Consider the following 20,642-nt stretch of genomic DNA (forward strand, 5'->3'; position numbering starts at 1 on the left):
TTTAAATTGTAAAGATTGTACTAATTCTTTCTTTTAACCATTTAGCTCTTTTGTTGATACTATCTTCATCCCATTGAGAATTATTTTCTAAAACAGCTTTTGTTATTTCAAATGATGTTTTACCATCAATACCTTTACCGCTGTAAATTTCTTGCTTATCAACGAAATTACGATTACTTGCTCTGATGTTTTTTGTTCCAGAAAGTAATGTTAGATTACCTAATGAGTTTAATAATTTTTGAGCTTTAGAAGATTCGAAGTAATCTTTCCAGTTTAATTCTTCTTTATTCCATTCTTGGGGAAGTATGTGCTCTGTATGTAATTCTCTTGTTATTGGAATGTATTCACGATCATCTTGTTCATAATACTCAACGGCTAATAAAATAGCTTTATGCCAATTGATAAAATAAAGATTTTCATTATCTAAGAACTTTTCAAAGTTTTCGTATTTGTTAAGGTTCTCGATAACCATAGATTTAATTTCGCTAACATCCTTATCAGACTTGATAGCCTTTAAAATATTGAATGATGTTTGCTTGATACGGTTTAATGTACCACCCGCAATCCAACTTTGATAATAATATTTTCTAAGAATTGTTTTTAGCTCATCATATTGTTTGTAATTAGTATGAATTGCAGTTGCTAAAATTGTTTTCCAGTAAATACTATGGTTAACGTATCTAAGCAACGAAATGTCTTTGTCTTTAGTTTCATTATTGATTTCTGAAAGCACCAACGCATATTTTTCAATATCTAAAATTATTTGCTGTGGACTCTGACCTTTGAATTGTTCTTTCAGCTCATCTTGTAGAGCTTTACGAGGATTTTCAGCCTTCAAATAATATAAATAAAGGTTGAAAATACTTTGTACGGTCTCGCCCGAATGTTTAGCTGTAGTTTCAATTCTTTTCCATACTTCAATAAAACTATTTCTTCGAGTTTCGTCTAAGTTTTGTAACAAGTGAGCTTTTATGATATCTGCTGGTGTTAAATCTAATCCACGATCATTTAAAACAGAGAATAATTTGATCGCAAAACCTTCGTCAAAACAAACGATTCGAATCAAAGTAACATTATTAAAGAAATAGTCAATAAATGCATTGAAATCACTAATATGGTACTCATCAGAGGGATTTTGGGATTGTTCAATTAGCTCTTTGAAATAATAAGCATTCTGTAAAAAACGGTTGTTTACTATCTCTTTTTTTAGGGATCTAAAGTTAATTCCGTTAATCACTGATTCTTCAAAATTAGCTTGATTATTTAAATGTGTTGTTAAGATTAAACGATCTTTTTCTTCGATGTCATCTTTGATACAAGCATTAATTAATGCTTTATATTTTGGAGAGATATCTAAGCCAAGATCTCGTAATGTACAGAATAAAATTGTTAGAGTAGTTAATCTTTGCTGTCCATCAACAACTTCATATTCATTATCCTTTTTAACCACCACGACAGAGCCTAAAAAGTAATTAGAATCTAAGTTAGGATCATTTTGATTATTACGAAATGCTTCAACAATGTCATACCATAATTGTTCTACACGCTCCTTATCCCATGAATACGGACGTTGGTAGATTGGCATATTGTAGAATGCATCAGTATCTCTAAATATTTGTTGTATTGTTTTATTATCTGGTTTGAAAATATCTTTTGCTTCTCCCATATTTAAGTTATTCAGTAGTTTTCTTTTTAGTAGTTTTTATCTTCGCTGGCTTATTTGCTTCTTTCTCTGCTTTTATTTTGTCCAACAACACCGATGCTGGTTCGTAATCAGGTTCTTGTTTACAAGCTGTAATTTCTTCTTCGGTAAGTAAAGTTCCATCAAAGGCTTTTTTTAAAATAGATTGGCGTAAGGCTTCTGCTTGTGTTAAACTCTTTTTTATTTGCTGCTCCACCGCATCACAAACCGATAAACGAGATTCGATTTCTTTAACGATTTGGACTTGTTCTTGAATACTTGGGATAGGTATTGCTATTTCTTTCAATTCATTCATACCAACCATATTTGGCATTGCTGTACCTAATGATTTTTCAAAAATTAATCTTTGAAATATTTCACTACGAAACATAATAATAAAATACTTATGCAGTATAATTTTTTCGTTCAATGATATTTTTAGCAATGCCTGATTTATAACACCGAAATCTGCATTTTCAGGCAAGTGGCAAATCCTTCCTAGTGTAGCTCCTGAACAACTTATTATTAAGTCGTTTGGTCCAGCAGTAAATCCTTTTAATTCTTCATATTTTTCATTAGAAATAAAATATCTATGTCTAAAAGGTTCATCGTTAATGGCATGTCCTTGTTCATATACAGGAATACCTTCCTCAATAAAAAATTCTTTCTTCAATGCACTTCCAAAAGGCCCTCTCTTTAGAGAAGTTTTATTTGGTTGTACAATGGCTTTTATTGCGAAAAAATTCCATCTATTAGGTATATTAAAACCTGAAGAACCATTAACATAATCTGGAAAATAATTTCCTTTTGCAATATTTTTATTTTTTAATGCCTCATCTATAATTGTTTTCAATCCCTCTTTCAACTCCTCAGCAGTCGGTAAATCTGTCTGCTTCTCTCTCCATTCTTTCGTCAATTCCCCCTCAAACGCTTTTTTCAAAACGGCTTGGCGGTAGATTTTGAGTTGGTCTTGTGCTTTTTTAAGGTCGGCAATTCCCGAATCCAAACTCGAAAACAAGGCTTCTATCTTTTTGACGATGGCACGTTGTTCGGGAAGGGGTGGGAGTGGGAAATCCATTGGTTTTATATTAGTAAAGCTCAAAGCTTGCATAGTTGCCCCTTTTGAATCCAAATTTTTCCTGAAAAAATCAGATTTAAAAAAGTTGATTGCATATTTATTGAATATACCACTATAAGGAATAATCCGAAACAAATTATTTGCTATTGCTCCTCTCTTACCTGTACATACAAATCCTACTGTTCCATATCTAACCATAGATATGTCTTCCTCTATCACATTATGTACACCATTTATAAAATTAACATATCTAGGAGGTTCATTTTCTTGAGTAAAATCAATTATTCTAAGAAACCTAATTCCACCATCAAAATTATTTTCATATTGCTCTTCTTTTGGAACTTGAATTCCTTGAGCAAATTCAAATAAATCCCCCAATTTACATTCTACCCAATCTGCTCTCATTATGTGAACCTTGCTTAATTTTTTTTATTTCTTGCTTAATGATACGGATACCTTTATTTAAGCGATTTTTATGTATTAAATTAACCTTGCTTAATTTATGATTAATCTTACTTAACTATTTTTTTTGAATTGATATTTAGCATTTTTATCTCTCAATTTAGTACTGATACGTTCCACCATATTATCATCAATCATTTTATTAAGATAAGTACGAACTGTGTTCTCATTAATCTGTACATAAGAAACTAATTCATCTAATGTAGAGCTACTGTTTACAAACAGATATAAAAGTATTTTTCTTTGAGTTTCGTTAAAGTTTGCCCATTCTCTTTCGATATGTTCCATTAGACCATCTTGAATAGTTTTAGAATGTAAACTAACTTTGTTGCGTAATACTAAATATACATTTCCATTTTTTTCTGAATATTCAGGTACGGATAACATTGATTTTTCCATCGATTCATAGATACGTGCAACGCCTTCATTAAGTTGGCGTACGTATCCCATATCCTCCAATACTCTTGCTAATCTTGGGTTACGTGCAAATCGTTCAGTTTTAATATTATCAATATTAACTTGAGCAGGCAAAGGTCCACTGTTGCTAATTTCTAGACGGTTGTCAAAATGTTTTATATATACTGAGTTACCCTGTACATTGTATGATCTGTGACATAGAGCATTTACTATTGCTTCAAGCCATGCATCTTCAGGATATTCTGGAACTTTGATAAATCTTCCAGTTTCTATATCTAAAAAGTAATAATCTTTGAAAGATACGTTTAAGAATTTTTTTATAACATCAATTAATCGTGGAACATTAGTCTCAAATCGTTCGTCTTTTACAACATTATGACTAGTGCCTGTTAAAGCTTCTGTACCTTCGTACCTAATATAGCGAACAGATGCTGTGGGAATATATTTCTCAGGATCTTGAGCAAAAAGTAATATAGCTGCATTTTTAAAGTGATAAAATTCATCCTTTTTAATGGCTAGATGTCGTTTAACTAAGAGATCAAATAACTCACCCTGATAATTTAATTTTGCTTTATATTCCTCTAATAAATCTAGATCAAAATCATTAGTGTCAAAATCATGAACCAACTCTTCTTCGAAGCGACGAATAGACTTATCGTATTCAAGTTTCTTTATATGATCTCTATCTAGAATTCTATTGGAATCATGCACTCTAAGAAATACGTTATCATTATCTTTTCTAGAAAATACACGTTCCAAATCTTGTTCAACATGATATAAGAAAATTAAATTCCCATCAATTTCGATTTCTTCTAATTTTATATTACATGGAGGTTGTACAAAGTCAAAAATTAATTTTCGATAATCATCTAATTTATCATCTAAACTTTTTAAGTCTTGGATTTCACCATCATCAGTTACTCCGAAAGCTAGTGTTCCCCCATCAGCATTAAGCATACCAATAAGTTCTTCTGCTATTTTGGTAGGTTTTATGTCTTTCTCGCCTAATCCCTTTCTTTCAAAATATTGATTTTCTTTTTGGGTTTCTAGATACGATAAAGTTATTATTGTATTTACTTCTGAAATAGGATTGCTCATATTTTCTTGCTTAATGAGTTTATAATCTTGCTTATTTTTTTAAATACCCTATATATTAAGGGTTTATGTGTTGTTTTTAATCTTGCTTAAGAATTGATAAATCTTGCTTAAAAGTAATTTATGCTGCTAAAGCTTCATTTAATTCGTTAATAATATCTTGCATTTGGTCGCCAAATAGTTGGTACATTTTACCACGTCCACCTTGTGCATCAAAAGGTGTATAGTCCAAATCATCCATTTCAATGTGATAAGAAGAAACAATGTGTTCCTTTATTAAACGTAACCAATCCATTTGTTCTGTTGTAAAACGATTGTGTTGCCCTGCATTCTGTGCAAAGATCCATTTTTTAAAGTTTTCGTCTACGGTTTTATCATAAGGTTTTAAAACCTCATCAATACCACAAACTTTACGGACTAAGGATACTAAGGAAGTTAATTCGTCTTGTGGTGAATTAGTTTCTGTAGCACCAATCGTTTTGTATGCGTCCCAAATGTAAGCTGGTGCAAAAGTAGGTTTTTCTAAACGGATTTTCTCCATCAATTCCTTTAGCATTTTAAAGGTAATTTCTCTTCTTCGGTAGGGTTGGTTAAAATAGATGTTTAACGCGGTTATTTCGTCTTTATGGGTATTTAAATAGCTTTCAAAATCTTGTATTAAATCATTCGCTTTATCAACTGTCGTGGTGTCCCATTCAGAAATTGTAACTGTATCTAAATTGATATGATCGATAATTTGATCGTGTTGTTGACGAATCTTTTCGATGTATTCATTTACTTCTCCAGTAAAGGTATAAGAAGCAATCTTTGTTAGCTCTTGTTGCACTTTTTCACGAGCGTTTGTCCATTGTTGAGGTGTTTGTTCGGCTTTAGGAATTGCATCCATTATTTGGCTTGTTTTCTCCTCAATTTTATCTTCATCAAAAGCTTGGATTAATTCACCAGCAATTTGTTTGATTCCTTTACCATTGGTTAACTCTGTCAATCGTACTTGTTCAGCTGGAGTTAGTTGTTTCTCTAAACGTAACAAACGATTGGCAAGTGATAAATAAGTATCTTCTTCCTTAACTCCTATCTGTACAGCACCCAATAAATCTTTTAACGGAACCGATGGTTTACGCTCTAATGGTCTACTGTCTGTCTTTTTAGATTTAGTTGCACCAACTGCATCAACAATCACGAAATGAGTTTTAGCACGAGCATTTTTACTCACTAATTGTAATTTATCTGGATCGATAATACGTGTCCCACGTCCTTTCATCTGTTCGAAGTAATTGGTACTTTTTACATCTCGCATAAATAACAAAACTTCCAATGGACGGATATCCGTTCCAGTAGCAATCATATCGACTGTAACTGCGATACGAGGGTTATAATCATTTCTGAATCGATTTAAGACTGATTTAGGATCTTCATCAATTTTGTAAGTTATTTTCTTACAAAAATCATTTCCTTCACCAAACTCTTCACGAATGGTTCTGATGATATCATCTGCGTGGGAATCTGTCTTAGCAAAGATCAAAGTTTTAGGAACTTCGTATTCACTATCCTTCCAACGATCTGGATAAATAGTGGCTTCTAAGGCTTTTTTAAATTCTTTGATGATTGTTCGGATCTGGGATGGATTAACAACATCACGATCAAGATTATTGCTCTTATAATTGATATCTTCATCTATTTGTTCCCAACGTTTTTTACGAGTTAATTTCTCACGTTTCGTAACATCCCATCCAGATTTTATCTGTGAACCTTCTTTAGAGATTTCAGTTTCTATTGTGTATATCTCGTGCGGAACGTTAACACCATCAATAACTGATGCTTCGTAAGTATATTCACTTACAACATTCTCATCAAAGAATCCAAACGTACGTTTATCTGGAGTTGCAGTTAGGCCAATTAAAAATCCATCAAAGTAATCCAATACTTGTTTCCAAAGGTTGTAGATGGATCTGTGGCATTCATCGATGATAATAAAATCAAATTGTTCAATTGGTACTTTAGCATTGTACTCCACAGGAATTCCATCCTTCTTAGCTAATTTATTTTGTAGCCAAGATGAGGTTTCATTCGGGTTATCACTCTCCGCACTTTCGCTTAATTCTTCCCCTTGAAGTATGGAATACATACGTTGGATTGTACTAATACAAACTTGTGCTTCGTTAGCAATATAGGATGATGATAAACGATGAACGTTGTATAATTCAGTAAACTTTCTATTATCATCCTGCGGTTGAAAAGCTCTAAATTCCTGTTCAGCTTGTTCTCCAAGGTTTTTGGTGTCGACCAGAAATAAAATTCTTTTCGCTTTTGCAAATTTTAGTAATCGATAAACAAATGTAGCCGCAGTATAGGTTTTTCCAGCGCCTGTAGCCATTTGGATCAAGGCCTTAGGTTTGTTTTGCTTAAAGGATTTTTCCAGATTACGGATTGCGACTATCTGGGCTGGTCGAAGTCCATTTTCCTCCAACGCTGGAATAGCTTGTAAACGACCTCGTAACGATTGATCATTATTTATCCAGTCTAATAATGTTTCTGGTTGGTGAAAGTGAAACACTTCTCGACTACGAGGTTTAGGATCTCGGTAATCTGTAAAGGTTGTGATAGCACCAGTGCTTTCATAAACAAATGGGATAGCTTCAGAACCTTTAAAATATTTTAATTGAGCATCAGCATAACCTTTGGATTGTTCTTCGTGTAATGTAAGTCGATGTCCTTCTGTTTCTTTCTTAGCTTCAATAACACCAACTGGTTTTTGATTAACAAAAAGAACATAATCAGCAGGACCAACAGATGTCTGGTATTCTCTTATAGCAACACCTGTAGCTTCATTAAAATTAATCTTATCTTTAGATTGTACGGCCCAACCAGCTTGACGTAACATTTCATCTATATGATCACGAGCAATCTGTTCTGGGTTTTGGTTAAGTTCAGTCATTGTGTTAAATTCTATCGTAAATATACCAAAAAAGTTAAGTACTTGGAAATTACCATACCGCAAAAGTGTTCAACTTAAAAATTTCAATACGTGATATATAGATCTTAACACTATAGTGAAACCCAGTTAATAAGAGTGTTTTAAGTAAGCTCATAATTATATTTAAGAATTCAAAATAATTACCTATCAATTATTTATGTTAAGTAAATTAATAAAATTAATAAATCTGGAAAAGAATTGATTTATGTAGCATTTAAGCTTTTTTTTACAGTTAGAAAATTAGGAACTACACCACCTAATTTATCTACACCTTTACCTATATATTGTCGGTTAGCGAAATCAGAAATCATTTCCTCGACGTAAATAATTGATTTCTGGCATCCAAATGAATCGGTGTAAACTTCATTTGATATATAAAAATTATTAAATAATATATCTTCGATCTTATTTCTAATATCTCTAATTGTCAGATTACCGCGATCAAGACCAAGATGTAAATGAAAATGATTGACAGATTTTTCTTCTTGTTCAACTACAAAATAAAGATCCATATTTAGTTCATTAAATATTGTTCTGGCGATGAAATCATTGTATTTGTAATCATAAATACTAAATTTAGCGATGTCGTCAGATTTGATGTTTATTGATATATTAGTGTTGTAGGGATTTTGTATTTCTCTTTTTACTTCGGAATTATTTTTTTCAGAAATAGGTTTTGATACAGTTTTTTTCGGAGCTCTTTTCCTTTGAAATTTTTCAAGAAAATTTAAATCTATCAAATACTCGTTTATATTTTTAGAATTTTTATTGAATTTTACAGAAGGATCACTAACGGAAAATAATTCTTTTGCTCTTCTTTTTACTTGTCTTAAACCTAGATCTATTAATCCATTTTGTATTAAATACTTTATATTTTTATAATGTTTCATATTAAAATAAGCTCTGCTAAACGGGCATAATGCGCCCAAAGCTCTATTAATATGTACCAAGCAAAATCTAAAAAGTCAAGTTTTGATTAAAATAAAAAGAAAAATAATTCATAATAAATTGATTTTCAATGAAATATTTTTTAAAAATTATTATCTAAAATCATATTATGATGAGCTAGTAATTCTTATGTCCTATTAAAAATAAAAGGATATTCAAATTGAAATTTTGAAAGAATATTTCTCAAGAACAAAAAAAATAAAAAAATAATTGATACACTCGGTAGTCAATTTTCCGGCAGAAGTAGGGGGGGGATATTTAAGGGGATACGCAGGTACCCCCTACCTGTGTTAATATATTTCAGCTAAACGTTCTTTAACATTATTTGCTCTGGTATGATTAGAAGTTTTTATATATCTCTCCAACATTGTAGTATTAGTATGCCCGCTTATAGCAAGTAAATCTACTAATGTTACCCCAGCATGTTGTGAAGCATTTGTTAAGAATGATCTTCTACATGTATGAGAAGTTACAAGTTCCCATTTTGGGTAATCATCAACAATTTTTCGTTTCTTCTTATTTTTCCCTTTCCCAATTATAATAGATTTAGAACCTCTAACTATTTCATCAATTCCAGCTTCTTTACATATCAATTTGATGTATTCATTATACTTAACATCAGAAATCTTTCGCGGTAATTTCCCTCTATTTTTAACTAATATTTTTCGAATAGGGTTGAAAATAGGAATAACGATTTCTTTTTTTGTTTTTACAGTTGTAAGTTCAATAAATTCTTTTTGAAAATGGTCAGAGTTTAGCTGGAATAGATCTGAAATTCTTAACGCAGAAAATAACTGAATAATAAACCAATCTTTTGCGTTATCCATGTATGAGCCACAAGGGAAATTAGTCTTAAGAATTTTGTCTATATCATTTTCGTTAAGGTATATCGAAATGCTATCTTCTGGTGAGTAAGTAAAAGTTCCGTGAATAAAATCTTGACTGACTTCTATTTTTTTTTGCATTGCAAATCTGAGAATAGCTTTCAGTTTATTGATATTTGTGTCAATAGTACCAGAACCAAGCTTTTGTTGTGATTCCTGAAAATAGACGAATTTATCAAAAATGTTAAGATCTATATCTCTTAGTTTTATATCAACTGTTTTATTATAAATGTTAAATTGTTTCCAACATTTAATCATAGTTTTGTATCCTTTAATTGTATTGGGTAAAAGGTTTTTTCCGTTCTTTACTTGTCCTTTAATTTTTTTGTTGATAGAAATATAATGATAATAATAATTAGTAAAGTAAGGTTCGTTATCAATTTCTTCTGGTTTCGATTTAGGATTCTCAAAACCAAAAAAATCGTTATATTTTTCGCGCAGCCATTTTGAGGAGAGTTTTTGATTTTGGGCTTTTGGAGAATATATTTGCTCGTGAATAAACTGAGAGAATAATATTAATGAGTTGTTTAATTCTATAGATTTTTTGTAATCATTTTCAGTCCTTTTATATTTAAAGCTTTGGTTAAGATTATCCCATTTATCAAAATCAAGTACAATATGATTTATTGTTATTTTAATGTCAACTGAATTAGCGTTTCTAATTCGGTAAACTAATTTTTTTCCTGATTTTGTTGGTTCTACTTTGAACTTGCCTATTGCAATCATTTTCTTAAAAATTATGTGTTAAACATTGAATGAGAGAAATCAAAAAAATTACCATATTTATTACCATGGCTATGATTTCATAAGCTTTCATAAAGTTTCATATTTTTTCCGTGACAAGTTGACAATATCTTTGTAGTAAAGGGTTTTGTCAGGTTTTAATTAGCAGCAATGTTTTTATATTAATTATATTTTCAGCTAATAAATGCTCCCACTCCGAGTACTAAGCAAAAGCTCGAAACATTAGTTTCGAGCTTTTTTTATTTACATTCTCCTTTTTGTATAATTTTTACTTCAAATTTTCGGGCTCTATCATCTATAAAAGTAACTTCGTTTTCATAAAATTCAGGAAGTTTGTAATGCGTATTATCCAGCCAACCACCATTTGGCCAATCAATTTTATGCAGATAATTATTTTTCGTTGTTATAGTTACTCGATATGTCTTTGTTGACTTATTCGTTTTAACCTTGACATTTGCGCAATATTTTCCATCTTCAATGTGATCATTTATATTATGAAAATCTGAAGATGAGGAACAACTATAAATAATAGTAAAGCAAAAAAGTAAAAGTATATTTTTCATCATCTTTTTATTTAATCTTCGCTTAACAATCTATTGATATTCTGTTAAGCTTTGAATTTAATTTGCTGCATACATTTGCAGTAACAAAATCCTCATGTGTTAATTTATATCATTTCTCAAAATTACTTCTCTTTTCGGGAAGTTTTTTTGTTTTTATTAAGAAATCAGATTAAAATGTAACGTACTATACGCCTAATTTTTAAGTATAATACATATTGAAATTTTATTAATAATCAGTCGTTTATAAGTGTTTTATTTTTAATAAAGATTTAACTTCTTGAGTTTTATATTAACGTTAGGTGGCATAGTAGTTGTCATTTTATTCACTTTTTAATTAAAACTTAAAATTACTCAGATGACTAATATAGATTCAAAAAAAAATCTGGCAAACACGATTTTGTTATCCACCACGGAGCCTAAAACAGTGTTAAAGGTTATTCGATCGGATGAACATGAAAAAAAGTCTTTAAGAAATAAATTCATAGAGAGAATTTCTAAAAACTGTCTTACAAAGAAAGATTATCTAGTAATTGCTACAACTTTTGTGATTATGCTAACTTCTATTCTTTTTTTGTTTATTTATAAAAGTGAATTTCTACAATGGCATAGCACTAAATTATCTACCTGGTGGGGTGTTATTATTTATAGCCTTGGATTGGCACTTCTTATTCTTAAAACTTCTTTTCTTTTTTATTTAGGCTATTTATTCATAAAATATAAACCGGTCAAAAATGTTGCTGATGTAGATTTACCAACTTGTACCATTATTGTTCCGGCGTATAATGAAGGAAAATTAGTATATGATACTTTGTTAAGTTTAGCTGATAGTAATTATCCATCCGAAAAATTACAGATCTTAGCCGTTGACGATGGGAGTAAAGATGATACATGGAAATGGCTTCTTGAAGCGAAGAAAGTATTAGGAGATCGCGTTACACTTTTTCAACAGCCAAAAAATATGGGAAAACGTCATGCATTATATAAAGGATTCAAAATTGGAAAAGGGGAAGTTTTTGTGACGGTTGATAGTGATTCTATTGTAGATGAATCTACGCTTAGAAACTTGTTAAGCCCTTTTGTAGTGAATGAAAATTGTGGTGCTGTCGCTGGCAATGTTCGTGTATTGAATAAAGAAAAAGGTTTGATTCCAAAAATGTTGAGTGTTAGTTTTACATTTAGTTTCGAGTTTGTGCGATCTGCTCAAAGTGTGTTAGGTTCTGTGTTTTGTACACCTGGAGCTTTAGCAGCTTACAGAAAAGATGTTGTACATAATTGTTTGGAAGAATGGATAAATCAATCTTTTTTAGGGCAACCAAGTACAATCGGGGAGGATAGAGCTTTGACAAATATGATTTTGAAACAAGGTAAACATGTCTATTTTCAGAAAAATGCAATGGTTTATACCAATACTCCAGAGCGTTATAAGAATTTATACAAAATGTTTATTCGTTGGGAGAGAAGTAATGTTCGTGAGAATATTATGATGACAAAATTTGCTTTCACCAACTTTAGAGAAGGTTCTACAGTAGGAACTCGTATAATTCTGATGATGCAATGGATAAAATTAATCATGGCAATTCCATTATTTTTAATTTTAATCTTTTTTGTCGCAACACATCCAATTTTATTCATCACAAGTACATTGTCTGGCGTTTTAGTTTTTTCAAGTATTCAGATGATTTTTTATGCAAAAAAATACAATTTTAAAGAAGCTTTATTAGCATACGTTTACAGTATTTTCTATATGTTCACGCTTTTTTGGATTACGCCTTATGCCATTGTAACAGCAGGAAGAAGTGGTTGGTTAACGAGAGAATTACCTCAGGCAACTTAAAATTTTAAATATTAATTCATACAAAAACTTCTCTCATTGGGAAGTTTTTTTGTTTTTACATAAAAAGTAAAAGACTAACAGCCATTACAAACATTCCGATTACAATTCCGTAAGTTGATAATTTTTTTCCAGCGTATTCGTTTGCGGTCGGAATTAATTCATTAATCGAAATATAAACCATCATACCTGCGACACTTGCGAAGATTGCTCCGAAAATTGATTCATCAAAAAATTGTAACAATACAAAATAGCCAATTAATGCGCCAATAGGTTCTGTTAATCCTGATAAAAAGGAATATAGAAATGCTTTTTTTCTATTCTTTGTAGCGTAATAGATTGGTATAGCAACGGCGATTCCTTCTGGAATATTATGAATAGCAATAGCTGAAGCTATAGAAATTCCGTAAGTTGGATTTTCTAATGCTGACAAAAAAGTTGCTAATCCTTCAGGGAAATTATGAATTGATAAAGCTAAAGCAGAAAACAAACCCAAACGCAATAATTTCTGATCGTTTGTCTCTGTTTTATTTTCATCGCAATGATGATGAGGCAATATTTTATCGATTAAAATAATGATTAAAATTCCTGCAAAAAATCCCAATAATGTATAAGTGTAACCTAATTTTTCTCCAAAAACACTTGATAATGATAATTTAGCTTTTGTTAAAATTTCTACAAAAGAGACATAAAGCATTACACCAGCAGAAATTCCCAACATTACGCCTAAGAATTTTGGATTGAATTTTTTGTATAATAAACATAAAATACTTCCTATTCCAGTGCTAATTCCGGCAAGAAAGGTTAAACTAAAAGCAAATATTAACGGATTTGAAAACATTAATTTTAATAATTAAGTTAGATTAATCTAACAAATATAATCTTTTCATTGTTTTGAACCAAGATAAATTAAGAAACCAACAAATTTCAATGTAATTTATCAGTTGTTGTAAATTATGAAAAGGATAAACTTATTTTTGTTGTATTAGTTTTTATTCAGATGGAACTTTTAGACGAAAATATTCAAAGCGATGTGTATCGCTCAATGCTCGAAATGATTGCCAAATTGGGACTTTCGAGTTATTCTACCACAATAATGACAACAATTGTTCTATCAATTTTGTTAGTTATTATATTGTATGCGATCGATTTTTTATTGCGAAAAGTGCTATTACTTGTTTTAACAAACTTTATTGCAAAAAGTAAAACAAAGATTGACGATTTATTAATCAAGAACAGGGTTTTACAATTCGCAACACATATTGTTCCTGTAATTGTCGCCAAAGAAGCGATCCCACTTATCTTCAAAGGATTTCCTAATTGGATCAAAATTGCGATGCAAATTACAGATATTGCATTGGTAATTGCTGTTGGATTGTTGTTTAATGCAATTTTTAAAACGTTCAGGGATTTTCTTCGAGGTAATAAATCTTTTTCGGATAAACCAATTGATAGTTATCTGCAAGTGATGAATATTTTAGTTTTCTTTGTTTGCGGAATTCTAATTTTTTCGATTGCGACAGGAAAATCGCCTATTACATTTTTGGTTTCTTTGGGAGCGGCTTCGGCGGTTTTGATGTTGGTTTTTAAAGATTCAATATTAGGTTTTGTGGCGAGTATTCAGGTTTCGATGAATGATATGGTGCGTGTGGGTGATTGGATTGAAATGACGAAATATGGCGCAGACGGAACAGTTACTGAAATTAATTTAGGAACGGTAAAAGTTCAGAATTTTGATAAAACAATTACAACAATTCCGACGTATGCCTTAGTTTCAGATTCGTTTCGTAATTATCGAGGCATGCAAAATGCAGGTGGACGACGAATAAAACGTTCGATAAATATTAAAATGAATTCGATTCGATTTTTGACAGAAGAAGAAATTGAAGAATTGAAAAAAATCCGCATGTTACACGATTTTATTGTGGATAGAACGAACGAAATCAATCAATATAATGTATCGAATAAAGTTGATCCAACGATTTTAGCGAACGGAAGACGAATGACGAATATTGGTCTTTTTCGACAATATATCAAGACATATACCTATAATAGCCCAAAAATCAGAACAGATTTGATGTTCGAGGTTCGACAACTTCAACCAACTGAACATGGTTTGCCAATTGAGTTATTTATGTTTACAAATACAACGGTTTGGAACGAATATGAAGTGATTATGGCTGATATTTTCGATCATATTATTGCGGTTGTTCCATATTTCCATTTAGAAATTTTCGAGTCGCCTTCTTCGGATGATATGCGTGTTATTGCAGAAGCTATAAAAGCTAATAATTAACAAAGAAGCTGAACATTAATGTTCAGCTTCTTTGTTTTCGTTTGGTTTTTCCATCAAATTAACCATCAAATTTTTTAGTTTTTGATACATAAAAGAAGTTAATAAGATTAAAATTCCTAAAACAATAAAAGATATTATTCTGAAAATATTGCTCATTTCCCAAACATCTACGAAATATAATTTTAGAATAATCAATCCAAATAATATAATTCCAACAATAGGAAAACCTTTCAGTTGCTTTCTTAATCCGAAATAAATCAATACAAATCCTAAAACTGCCCAAATAATTGGTAATAATATCATTCGGAAAATATCGGCTTGATGTGAGAAATTAGAAGAGTTTTCGTCAAGTGTTATCAACATAAAACCATTGTATTTCTCGAAACTAATCACATAAACTAAGACAAGCATACTGATGATTTGTTTTGCTTTGGAGCTTTGGAAATCGCTACTTTTTACAACAAAATAAATAATGTAAGCTGTCGGAATGAGATAACTCAAATAAAGAAAATAACTACCGATGTTATAATTTGTTTTGTTTAGTAATAATGGAATTTCGGCAATCATTGGTAAAAATACAATGCAGAAAGTTGCTGAAATTTGTAAAACAAGTTGCAAGGTATTTCCTAAATTTAGTTTTTCGCGTAGCGTTAAAATAAAAGCAATAAAGAATAATGTATATATCAATACATAACTTACAATCATCATAAAGTTGAAATACGGTTCGATTTGGTAAATTAATTCGAATAAAATTCCTGTGTACATCAATAAAAGAGATATTGAGATGAAAATAAATTTGGAATGATTGAGCTTGAAACCTAAAAATTGTTCTTCGGTTTCGAAATCTTTCATCAAATAAATATTGACAACAGAACAAATTAATGCAATAAAACTTGTAATGAAAACATGGTTAAAAATTACGGCTAAATGTTTTTCAGTATCGATATAATCAAACCAATTGGTGCATAAAGCAATCAATAAAAATGGAAACATGGCGATGAAAAAGATTTTTAAAATGTTTTCTTTACTTTTTTTCCAAAGAAACAGTAACAAGGTTGATTCAATCGCGAAACAAATCGAAACGACATTTGCTTTAAATTGTAATGCAATTGCAGTTGTGATAAGCGTAATGCTCAAACCGATTAAGGTATTTTGTAATAAATTATTTTTAGATGTTTTGTAGATGTAAAATGCACCGAAAGCGTTTGCTAATCCAAATAAGAATGCTATTAAACCATTGTTATTTCCAACAATAAAATAATAAACCGAAGAAATTAAGATGGTTGATAAAATGGTATTGAAAATTAGTAAAAGGCAATTCCAAACCGAAAATTCTCCTTTTTTGATGTAGTTAATTAAACTTGTAATAGTGAAAATAACGTAAAGCAAGCCAAAGAAAAGATATTGCGTTGAGGTTTTAGAATTGTCGATCCAAGCGATACTATATATAAAGGTAAAGCCAAATGCGATAAACGAAATAACTTGCCAATCTTTTCGCCAAGCCATGTACAGCATACTCAAGTTTAGAATCGTTAAATAACCAAACATAAATACAAAATTGCTTTCGCCTGTACTAATCATCAATGGAGCGGTAAAACCACCAATAATCGAAAAAATGGCTAAAACTTGTCGATTATATAACATTGCCATCACGATAGAGAAAATCGTTACAATTGTTAATAATCCAAAAGTGGTATTCTGAGAAAGTAAATGATATTCTCGGAAGGCGATGGTTAAGGTGAAATATAAAACGGTTAATCCGCCACCGATTAAGATGGAAGAAAAGATTTCAAAATTTTTCCGAATAAAATGAGCAATTCCAATAATTCCTAAACCAACTCCAATTCCAATCATTACTCGGAAAGTTTCGTTGATCCAATTTTGATCAATTGCATATTTTACGAAATAAGCAATTCCCAGAACTAAGGTTACAATTCCGAAAATCGTCAAGAAATTGTCTTTGATAAATGCAATTGCATTGTTGAGATTTTTATCAAAACTGCTTTCAGTTGTTTGTCTTGGTGGAATTTCGTCAAAAATACGTTTTGGCGTTTCGATTTTATGATAGGAAACAACTTCTGGTTGAGGTTCAATTTTTTTCTCTTCAACTATTTTAGGTTGCTCAATAATTGGTTTTGATTCAGTTTTAATTTCTTTTGCATCCAATTGCTCTTGCAAATGCTTTAGCTTAGTTTCTTGATAATCAATTTGTTTTTTTAGTTTCGAAACTTTATTAAACAAAATAACAATCAATACGAATATAATAATGGCAATTAAAAATTCCATAAAGTGTTTTTTAGGTAAATTGAAGTTAAGCTTTTTTTCAGAAAGCCTAAAATTTTGTTTTGCATATACCAAAATCATTCTGTTTTCGTTATTCTACAAAATCTTTATTTTTGCTAAATGTTTAAAAAGCTAAGTACATTATTGTTTATCGCGCTATCGACTTCGATTTTTGCGCAAGATGGAACGCGTGTTTACGAGTTTTTGAACATTACAACTTCTCCACGTCAAGCGGCTTTGGGAGGAAATGCAGCAACTTCTTGGGATGCTGACCCCAATTCTGCTTTATGGAATCCGGCCTTGATGAACCGAGAAATGCATGGTCAATTTGGAATCAATTACGTCAATTATATTGCGGATGTAGATTTCGGAACATTTTCGACGGTTTATGAAATCGATCAAGAAAATTTTGTTTCTGTTCATGGTCAATATGTTGATTACGGAAAATTAATTGGAACTGACGAAAATGGAAATGTGACAGGGAATTTCAAAGCAAATGATGCCGCAATTACAGTTGGTTATGCACGTGTTTTGGGCGATTATTGGACAGTAGGAGCAAATTTAAAATACATTAATTCTACAATAGAATCATATAAATCCTCGGCAATTGCTGGAGATATAGGTCTTTCGTACCACGATTTCGATAAAAATATCAATGTTTCGTTGGTTGTGCGCAATATCGGTCAACAAATTCAAACGTATAATGGCAAAAAAGAAGACATGCCAACGCAAGTTAATTTGGGAATTTCTCATCGATTAGAACATGTTCCGTTAGAATTTACGTTTTCTTTGCACGATTTACAGAAGTTTGATATTTCCCAACCTTATAATAAAAACGGACAAGAAGTTTCTGCTGGAAGAAAAATGATTGATCACCTTTCGGTTGGAGCAGAATTATTTCCAGAATCAGATTTTAATATGCGTTTAGGTTATAATTTCAAACGTGGAAATGAATTAGCAGCCGAAGGAATTCGCTCTTTATCTGGTTTAACGTATGGTTTTGGAATCCGTATAAATGCTTTTCGATTCGAGTTTAGTCATGCGAATTACCACAAATCTGGAGGTTCTAATCACTTTGGTTTGATTCTCAATTTAGACCGAATTATTCAAGGTCGAGATTATTGGAGAAGTAATCCTTGGTTATAAAAACTTTTCAAACAACTATAAAATCTTATCTTTGTCTTCAATTCTATATAGATGAAAGAAAATTTAATTATTGCAATCGACGGATATTCTTCTACAGGAAAAAGTTCGATGTCAAAAATTATTGCAAGAAATCTTGGTTATACACATATTGACAGTGGCGCAATGTATCGCGCTGTGACTTTGTATGCATTTCAACATCAGTATATTGTCGATAATAAAATTGATGAGCAAGCATTAATAATCAATTTATCTGACATTAAGATAGAATTTAAACAAGATCTTATAACTCAAAAGAATCTTACCTTTTTGAATGGTGAAAATGTAGAAGCTGATATTCGTACGATGGAAGTTTCTAAAATGGTTAGTCCAATTTCTGAGATTCCTGCTGTTCGCGATTATTGTGTAGCGCTTCAACAGCAAATGGGAGAAAAAGGAGGTATTGTGATGGATGGTCGCGATATTGGGACAACAGTTTTTCCAAATGCAGATATCAAAATTTTTGTTACAGCTTCACCAGAAGTTCGTGCGCAACGTCGCTTTTTAGAATATCAACAACAAGGGAAAAATATTCCATTAGATGAGGTTCTAAAAAATGTGAACGAAAGAGATTATATCGATTCTCATCGCGAATATTCACCACTTCGTAAAGCAGATGATGCAATAGAAGTTGATAATTCGAACATGAATTTAGAAGAAACGGTGAATAAAGTGATGGAGATTATCAATTCTAAAAAATAGAATCCTCTGTTGCGGTTGTAAATTCTTCCAGAAATTTCATTCCTCGGTAGGAGTTTCCTTTTAAGTTTAATTTAGGACTCCAAACTGAAACAATGTAATATTTGGGCATAATTGCAACAATTCCTCCGCCAACACCACTTTTTCCAGGTAATCCAACACGAAAAGCAAATTCACCAGATTCATCATAGAAACCGCAAGTTTGCATAATAGCGTTGATTCGTTTTGTTTGACTAATGTTTAAAACTTGATAATCATCAAATAAGTTTTTTCCTTTATTAGCCAAAAAAGAAAAAGTTTTACTCAACTCCATACACGACATTTCAATCGAGCAGATATAAACATACAAATCCAGAACATCTTCTGGAGAATTATGAATGTTGCCCAACGATTTTATAAAATTTGTCAAAGCTGTATTACGATAAGCGGTAGAAAACTCACTTTTTGCAATTTTATCAGAATATTGAATAGAATAATTACCAGAAACCTTTTTGATAAAATTTAAAAAATATGCTTTCGGATTATCGCAAATATCAATTAAGATGTCGCAAACCACTAAAGCGCCCGAATTAATAAATGGATTTCTAGGAATTCCTTTGTCAGTTTCTAATTGCAACAATGAATTAAAAGGCGTTCCCGAAGGTTCTAAATCAACTCTCTCCCAAATTTTCTCGCCAATTTCTCTATAAACTAAAGCCAAAAGCAACACTTTTGAAATACTTTGAATCGAGAATTTTTCTTCACAATCACCAAATCCAAACTGAAGTTGATCCGTAAACAATAAAGAAACTCCAAATTTCTCACCGTCTATTTTAGATAATTCAGGTATATAGTTAGCTGTTTCTCCCAAATTCTCTTCTTCAATTACTTTTAGGTAAATGTTATTTATTATCTCAAAATATTCTTTTTCTTTCGAAATCATCGCGCATATTATATATAGTATGAATGTAAATCTATTTTACATGTTAAACAAAATTAAAAATTTATTTATTTTTTTGAATAAACCATTTTCGCTTTGAGACAATTCCTCCCGAATAGTTCCTTCAAAAGTATCCATTTTGCTTTTCTTGAACAAAAGAAAAGCAAAACGTCTAATCATTTTATGAGTTTAAAAGGTATTCTTGAGTAATTAACAAGTTTAATTTTCCTGTCCTTTCGAGCTTGTCGAGAAATCTATCTCGTTATAATTTTGTGCTATAAAAAGAGCTTTTCTCGTCAAAAATCTAATATCTCAGTTCTCATATCTAAACATTTCAAAAAATATTTTCCATTGTACCAGTGACTTAAGGAAAGAATGTAAAATAAATGTAAAGTATGTTTGGAAAAGCGGAAAAAGGGTACGTATATTTGCAACCTCAATACGAAAGACGAGTAGTATTGTAGTTGACATAGGAACTTATATATCGCTAAAATTTATTTAAAAATAAATTTGCGAGTTTGGAAATAAGTATTACCTTTGCCATCCGATTCCGAAAGGAGTTTGAGAGTGAAAGTAAGAATTGACT

At 31.0% G+C, this 20,642-nt stretch carries 14 protein-coding genes; 4 read left to right on the forward strand and 10 right to left on the reverse strand.

The genetic code is table 11. From position 1 onward, the window contains the following. Position 1: 1 nt before the first annotated feature. The 7 genes from B3M86_RS04295 to B3M86_RS04325 all read right to left on the reverse strand — a co-directional run bounded on the left by B3M86_RS04295 (position 2) and on the right by B3M86_RS04325 (position 10,846). Positions 2-1,666 carry a DUF262 domain-containing protein gene (locus B3M86_RS04295; protein WP_291069275.1) on the reverse strand — a complete coding sequence of 555 codons (1,665 nt, stop codon included), beginning with the start codon at positions 1,664-1,666 and terminating at the stop codon, positions 2-4. Between the two features lie 7 nt (positions 1,667-1,673). Further along, positions 1,674-3,164 carry a restriction endonuclease subunit S gene (locus B3M86_RS04300; protein WP_291069273.1) on the reverse strand — a complete coding sequence of 497 codons (1,491 nt, stop codon included), beginning with the start codon at positions 3,162-3,164 and terminating at the stop codon, positions 1,674-1,676. A 111-nt stretch (positions 3,165-3,275) separates the two neighbouring features. Further along, positions 3,276-4,736, reverse strand: coding sequence for an RNA-binding domain-containing protein (locus tag B3M86_RS04305; protein WP_291069271.1), 1,461 nt, complete (start codon positions 4,734-4,736; stop codon positions 3,276-3,278). 118 nt (positions 4,737-4,854) lie between these two features. Then, complete coding sequence (locus tag B3M86_RS04310; protein WP_291069269.1) at positions 4,855-7,668, reverse strand: type I restriction-modification enzyme R subunit C-terminal domain-containing protein; 2,814 nt, start codon at positions 7,666-7,668, stop codon at positions 4,855-4,857. Between the two features lie 242 nt (positions 7,669-7,910). After that, entirely contained in the window at positions 7,911-8,597 is a 687-nt protein-coding gene (locus tag B3M86_RS04315) for a hypothetical protein (RefSeq protein ID WP_291069267.1), read from the reverse strand. A gap of 348 nt (positions 8,598-8,945) precedes the next feature. Next, positions 8,946-10,265 carry a phage integrase SAM-like domain-containing protein gene (locus B3M86_RS04320; protein WP_291075435.1) on the reverse strand — a complete coding sequence of 440 codons (1,320 nt, stop codon included), beginning with the start codon at positions 10,263-10,265 and terminating at the stop codon, positions 8,946-8,948. 257 nt (positions 10,266-10,522) lie between these two features. Beyond that, positions 10,523-10,846: a hypothetical protein gene (locus B3M86_RS04325; RefSeq protein WP_219034235.1), complete on the reverse strand. Its 324-nt coding sequence runs from the start codon at positions 10,844-10,846 to the stop codon at positions 10,523-10,525. Positions 10,847-11,201: 355 nt separating this feature from the next. Between B3M86_RS04325 and B3M86_RS04330 the strand changes: the two genes are divergently transcribed. Next, positions 11,202-12,680, forward strand: coding sequence for a glycosyltransferase (locus tag B3M86_RS04330; RefSeq protein ID WP_286496152.1), 1,479 nt, complete (start codon positions 11,202-11,204; stop codon positions 12,678-12,680). Positions 12,681-12,735: 55 nt separating this feature from the next. Here B3M86_RS04330 and zupT read toward each other — a convergent pair whose 3' ends face one another. Beyond that, complete coding sequence (gene zupT, locus B3M86_RS04335) at positions 12,736-13,518, reverse strand: zinc transporter ZupT (protein WP_221856744.1); 783 nt, start codon at positions 13,516-13,518, stop codon at positions 12,736-12,738. Positions 13,519-13,677: 159 nt separating this feature from the next. On the opposite strand from zupT, the gene B3M86_RS04340 reads away from it, so the two are divergent. Then, entirely contained in the window at positions 13,678-14,973 is a 1,296-nt protein-coding gene (locus B3M86_RS04340; protein ID WP_291075433.1) for a mechanosensitive ion channel family protein, read from the forward strand. A gap of 15 nt (positions 14,974-14,988) precedes the next feature. Here the strand turns inward: B3M86_RS04340 and B3M86_RS04345 are convergent, their stop codons facing one another. Beyond that, positions 14,989-17,259: a DUF2339 domain-containing protein gene (locus B3M86_RS04345; protein WP_291075431.1), complete on the reverse strand. Its 2,271-nt coding sequence runs from the start codon at positions 17,257-17,259 to the stop codon at positions 14,989-14,991. A gap of 117 nt (positions 17,260-17,376) precedes the next feature. On the opposite strand from B3M86_RS04345, the gene porQ reads away from it, so the two are divergent. Next, positions 17,377-18,402, forward strand: coding sequence for a type IX secretion system protein PorQ (gene porQ / locus B3M86_RS04350; protein ID WP_291046386.1), 1,026 nt, complete (start codon positions 17,377-17,379; stop codon positions 18,400-18,402). A gap of 51 nt (positions 18,403-18,453) precedes the next feature. Continuing rightward, positions 18,454-19,140, forward strand: coding sequence for a (d)CMP kinase (gene cmk, locus B3M86_RS04355; RefSeq protein WP_125350732.1), 687 nt, complete (start codon positions 18,454-18,456; stop codon positions 19,138-19,140). Here the strand turns inward: cmk and B3M86_RS04360 are convergent. Continuing rightward, positions 19,130-20,059 (reverse strand): glutaminase, encoded by a 930-nt coding sequence (locus B3M86_RS04360; protein ID WP_291046393.1) that lies wholly within the window; start codon positions 20,057-20,059, stop codon positions 19,130-19,132. The two genes, cmk and B3M86_RS04360, sit on opposite strands and share 11 nt — an antisense overlap. Positions 20,060-20,642 lie beyond the last annotated feature (583 nt).

It is taken from the genome of Empedobacter sp. UBA6305, assembly GCF_002440405.1.
Taxonomy (GTDB): Bacteria; Bacteroidota; Bacteroidia; order Flavobacteriales; family Weeksellaceae; genus Empedobacter; species Empedobacter falsenii_B.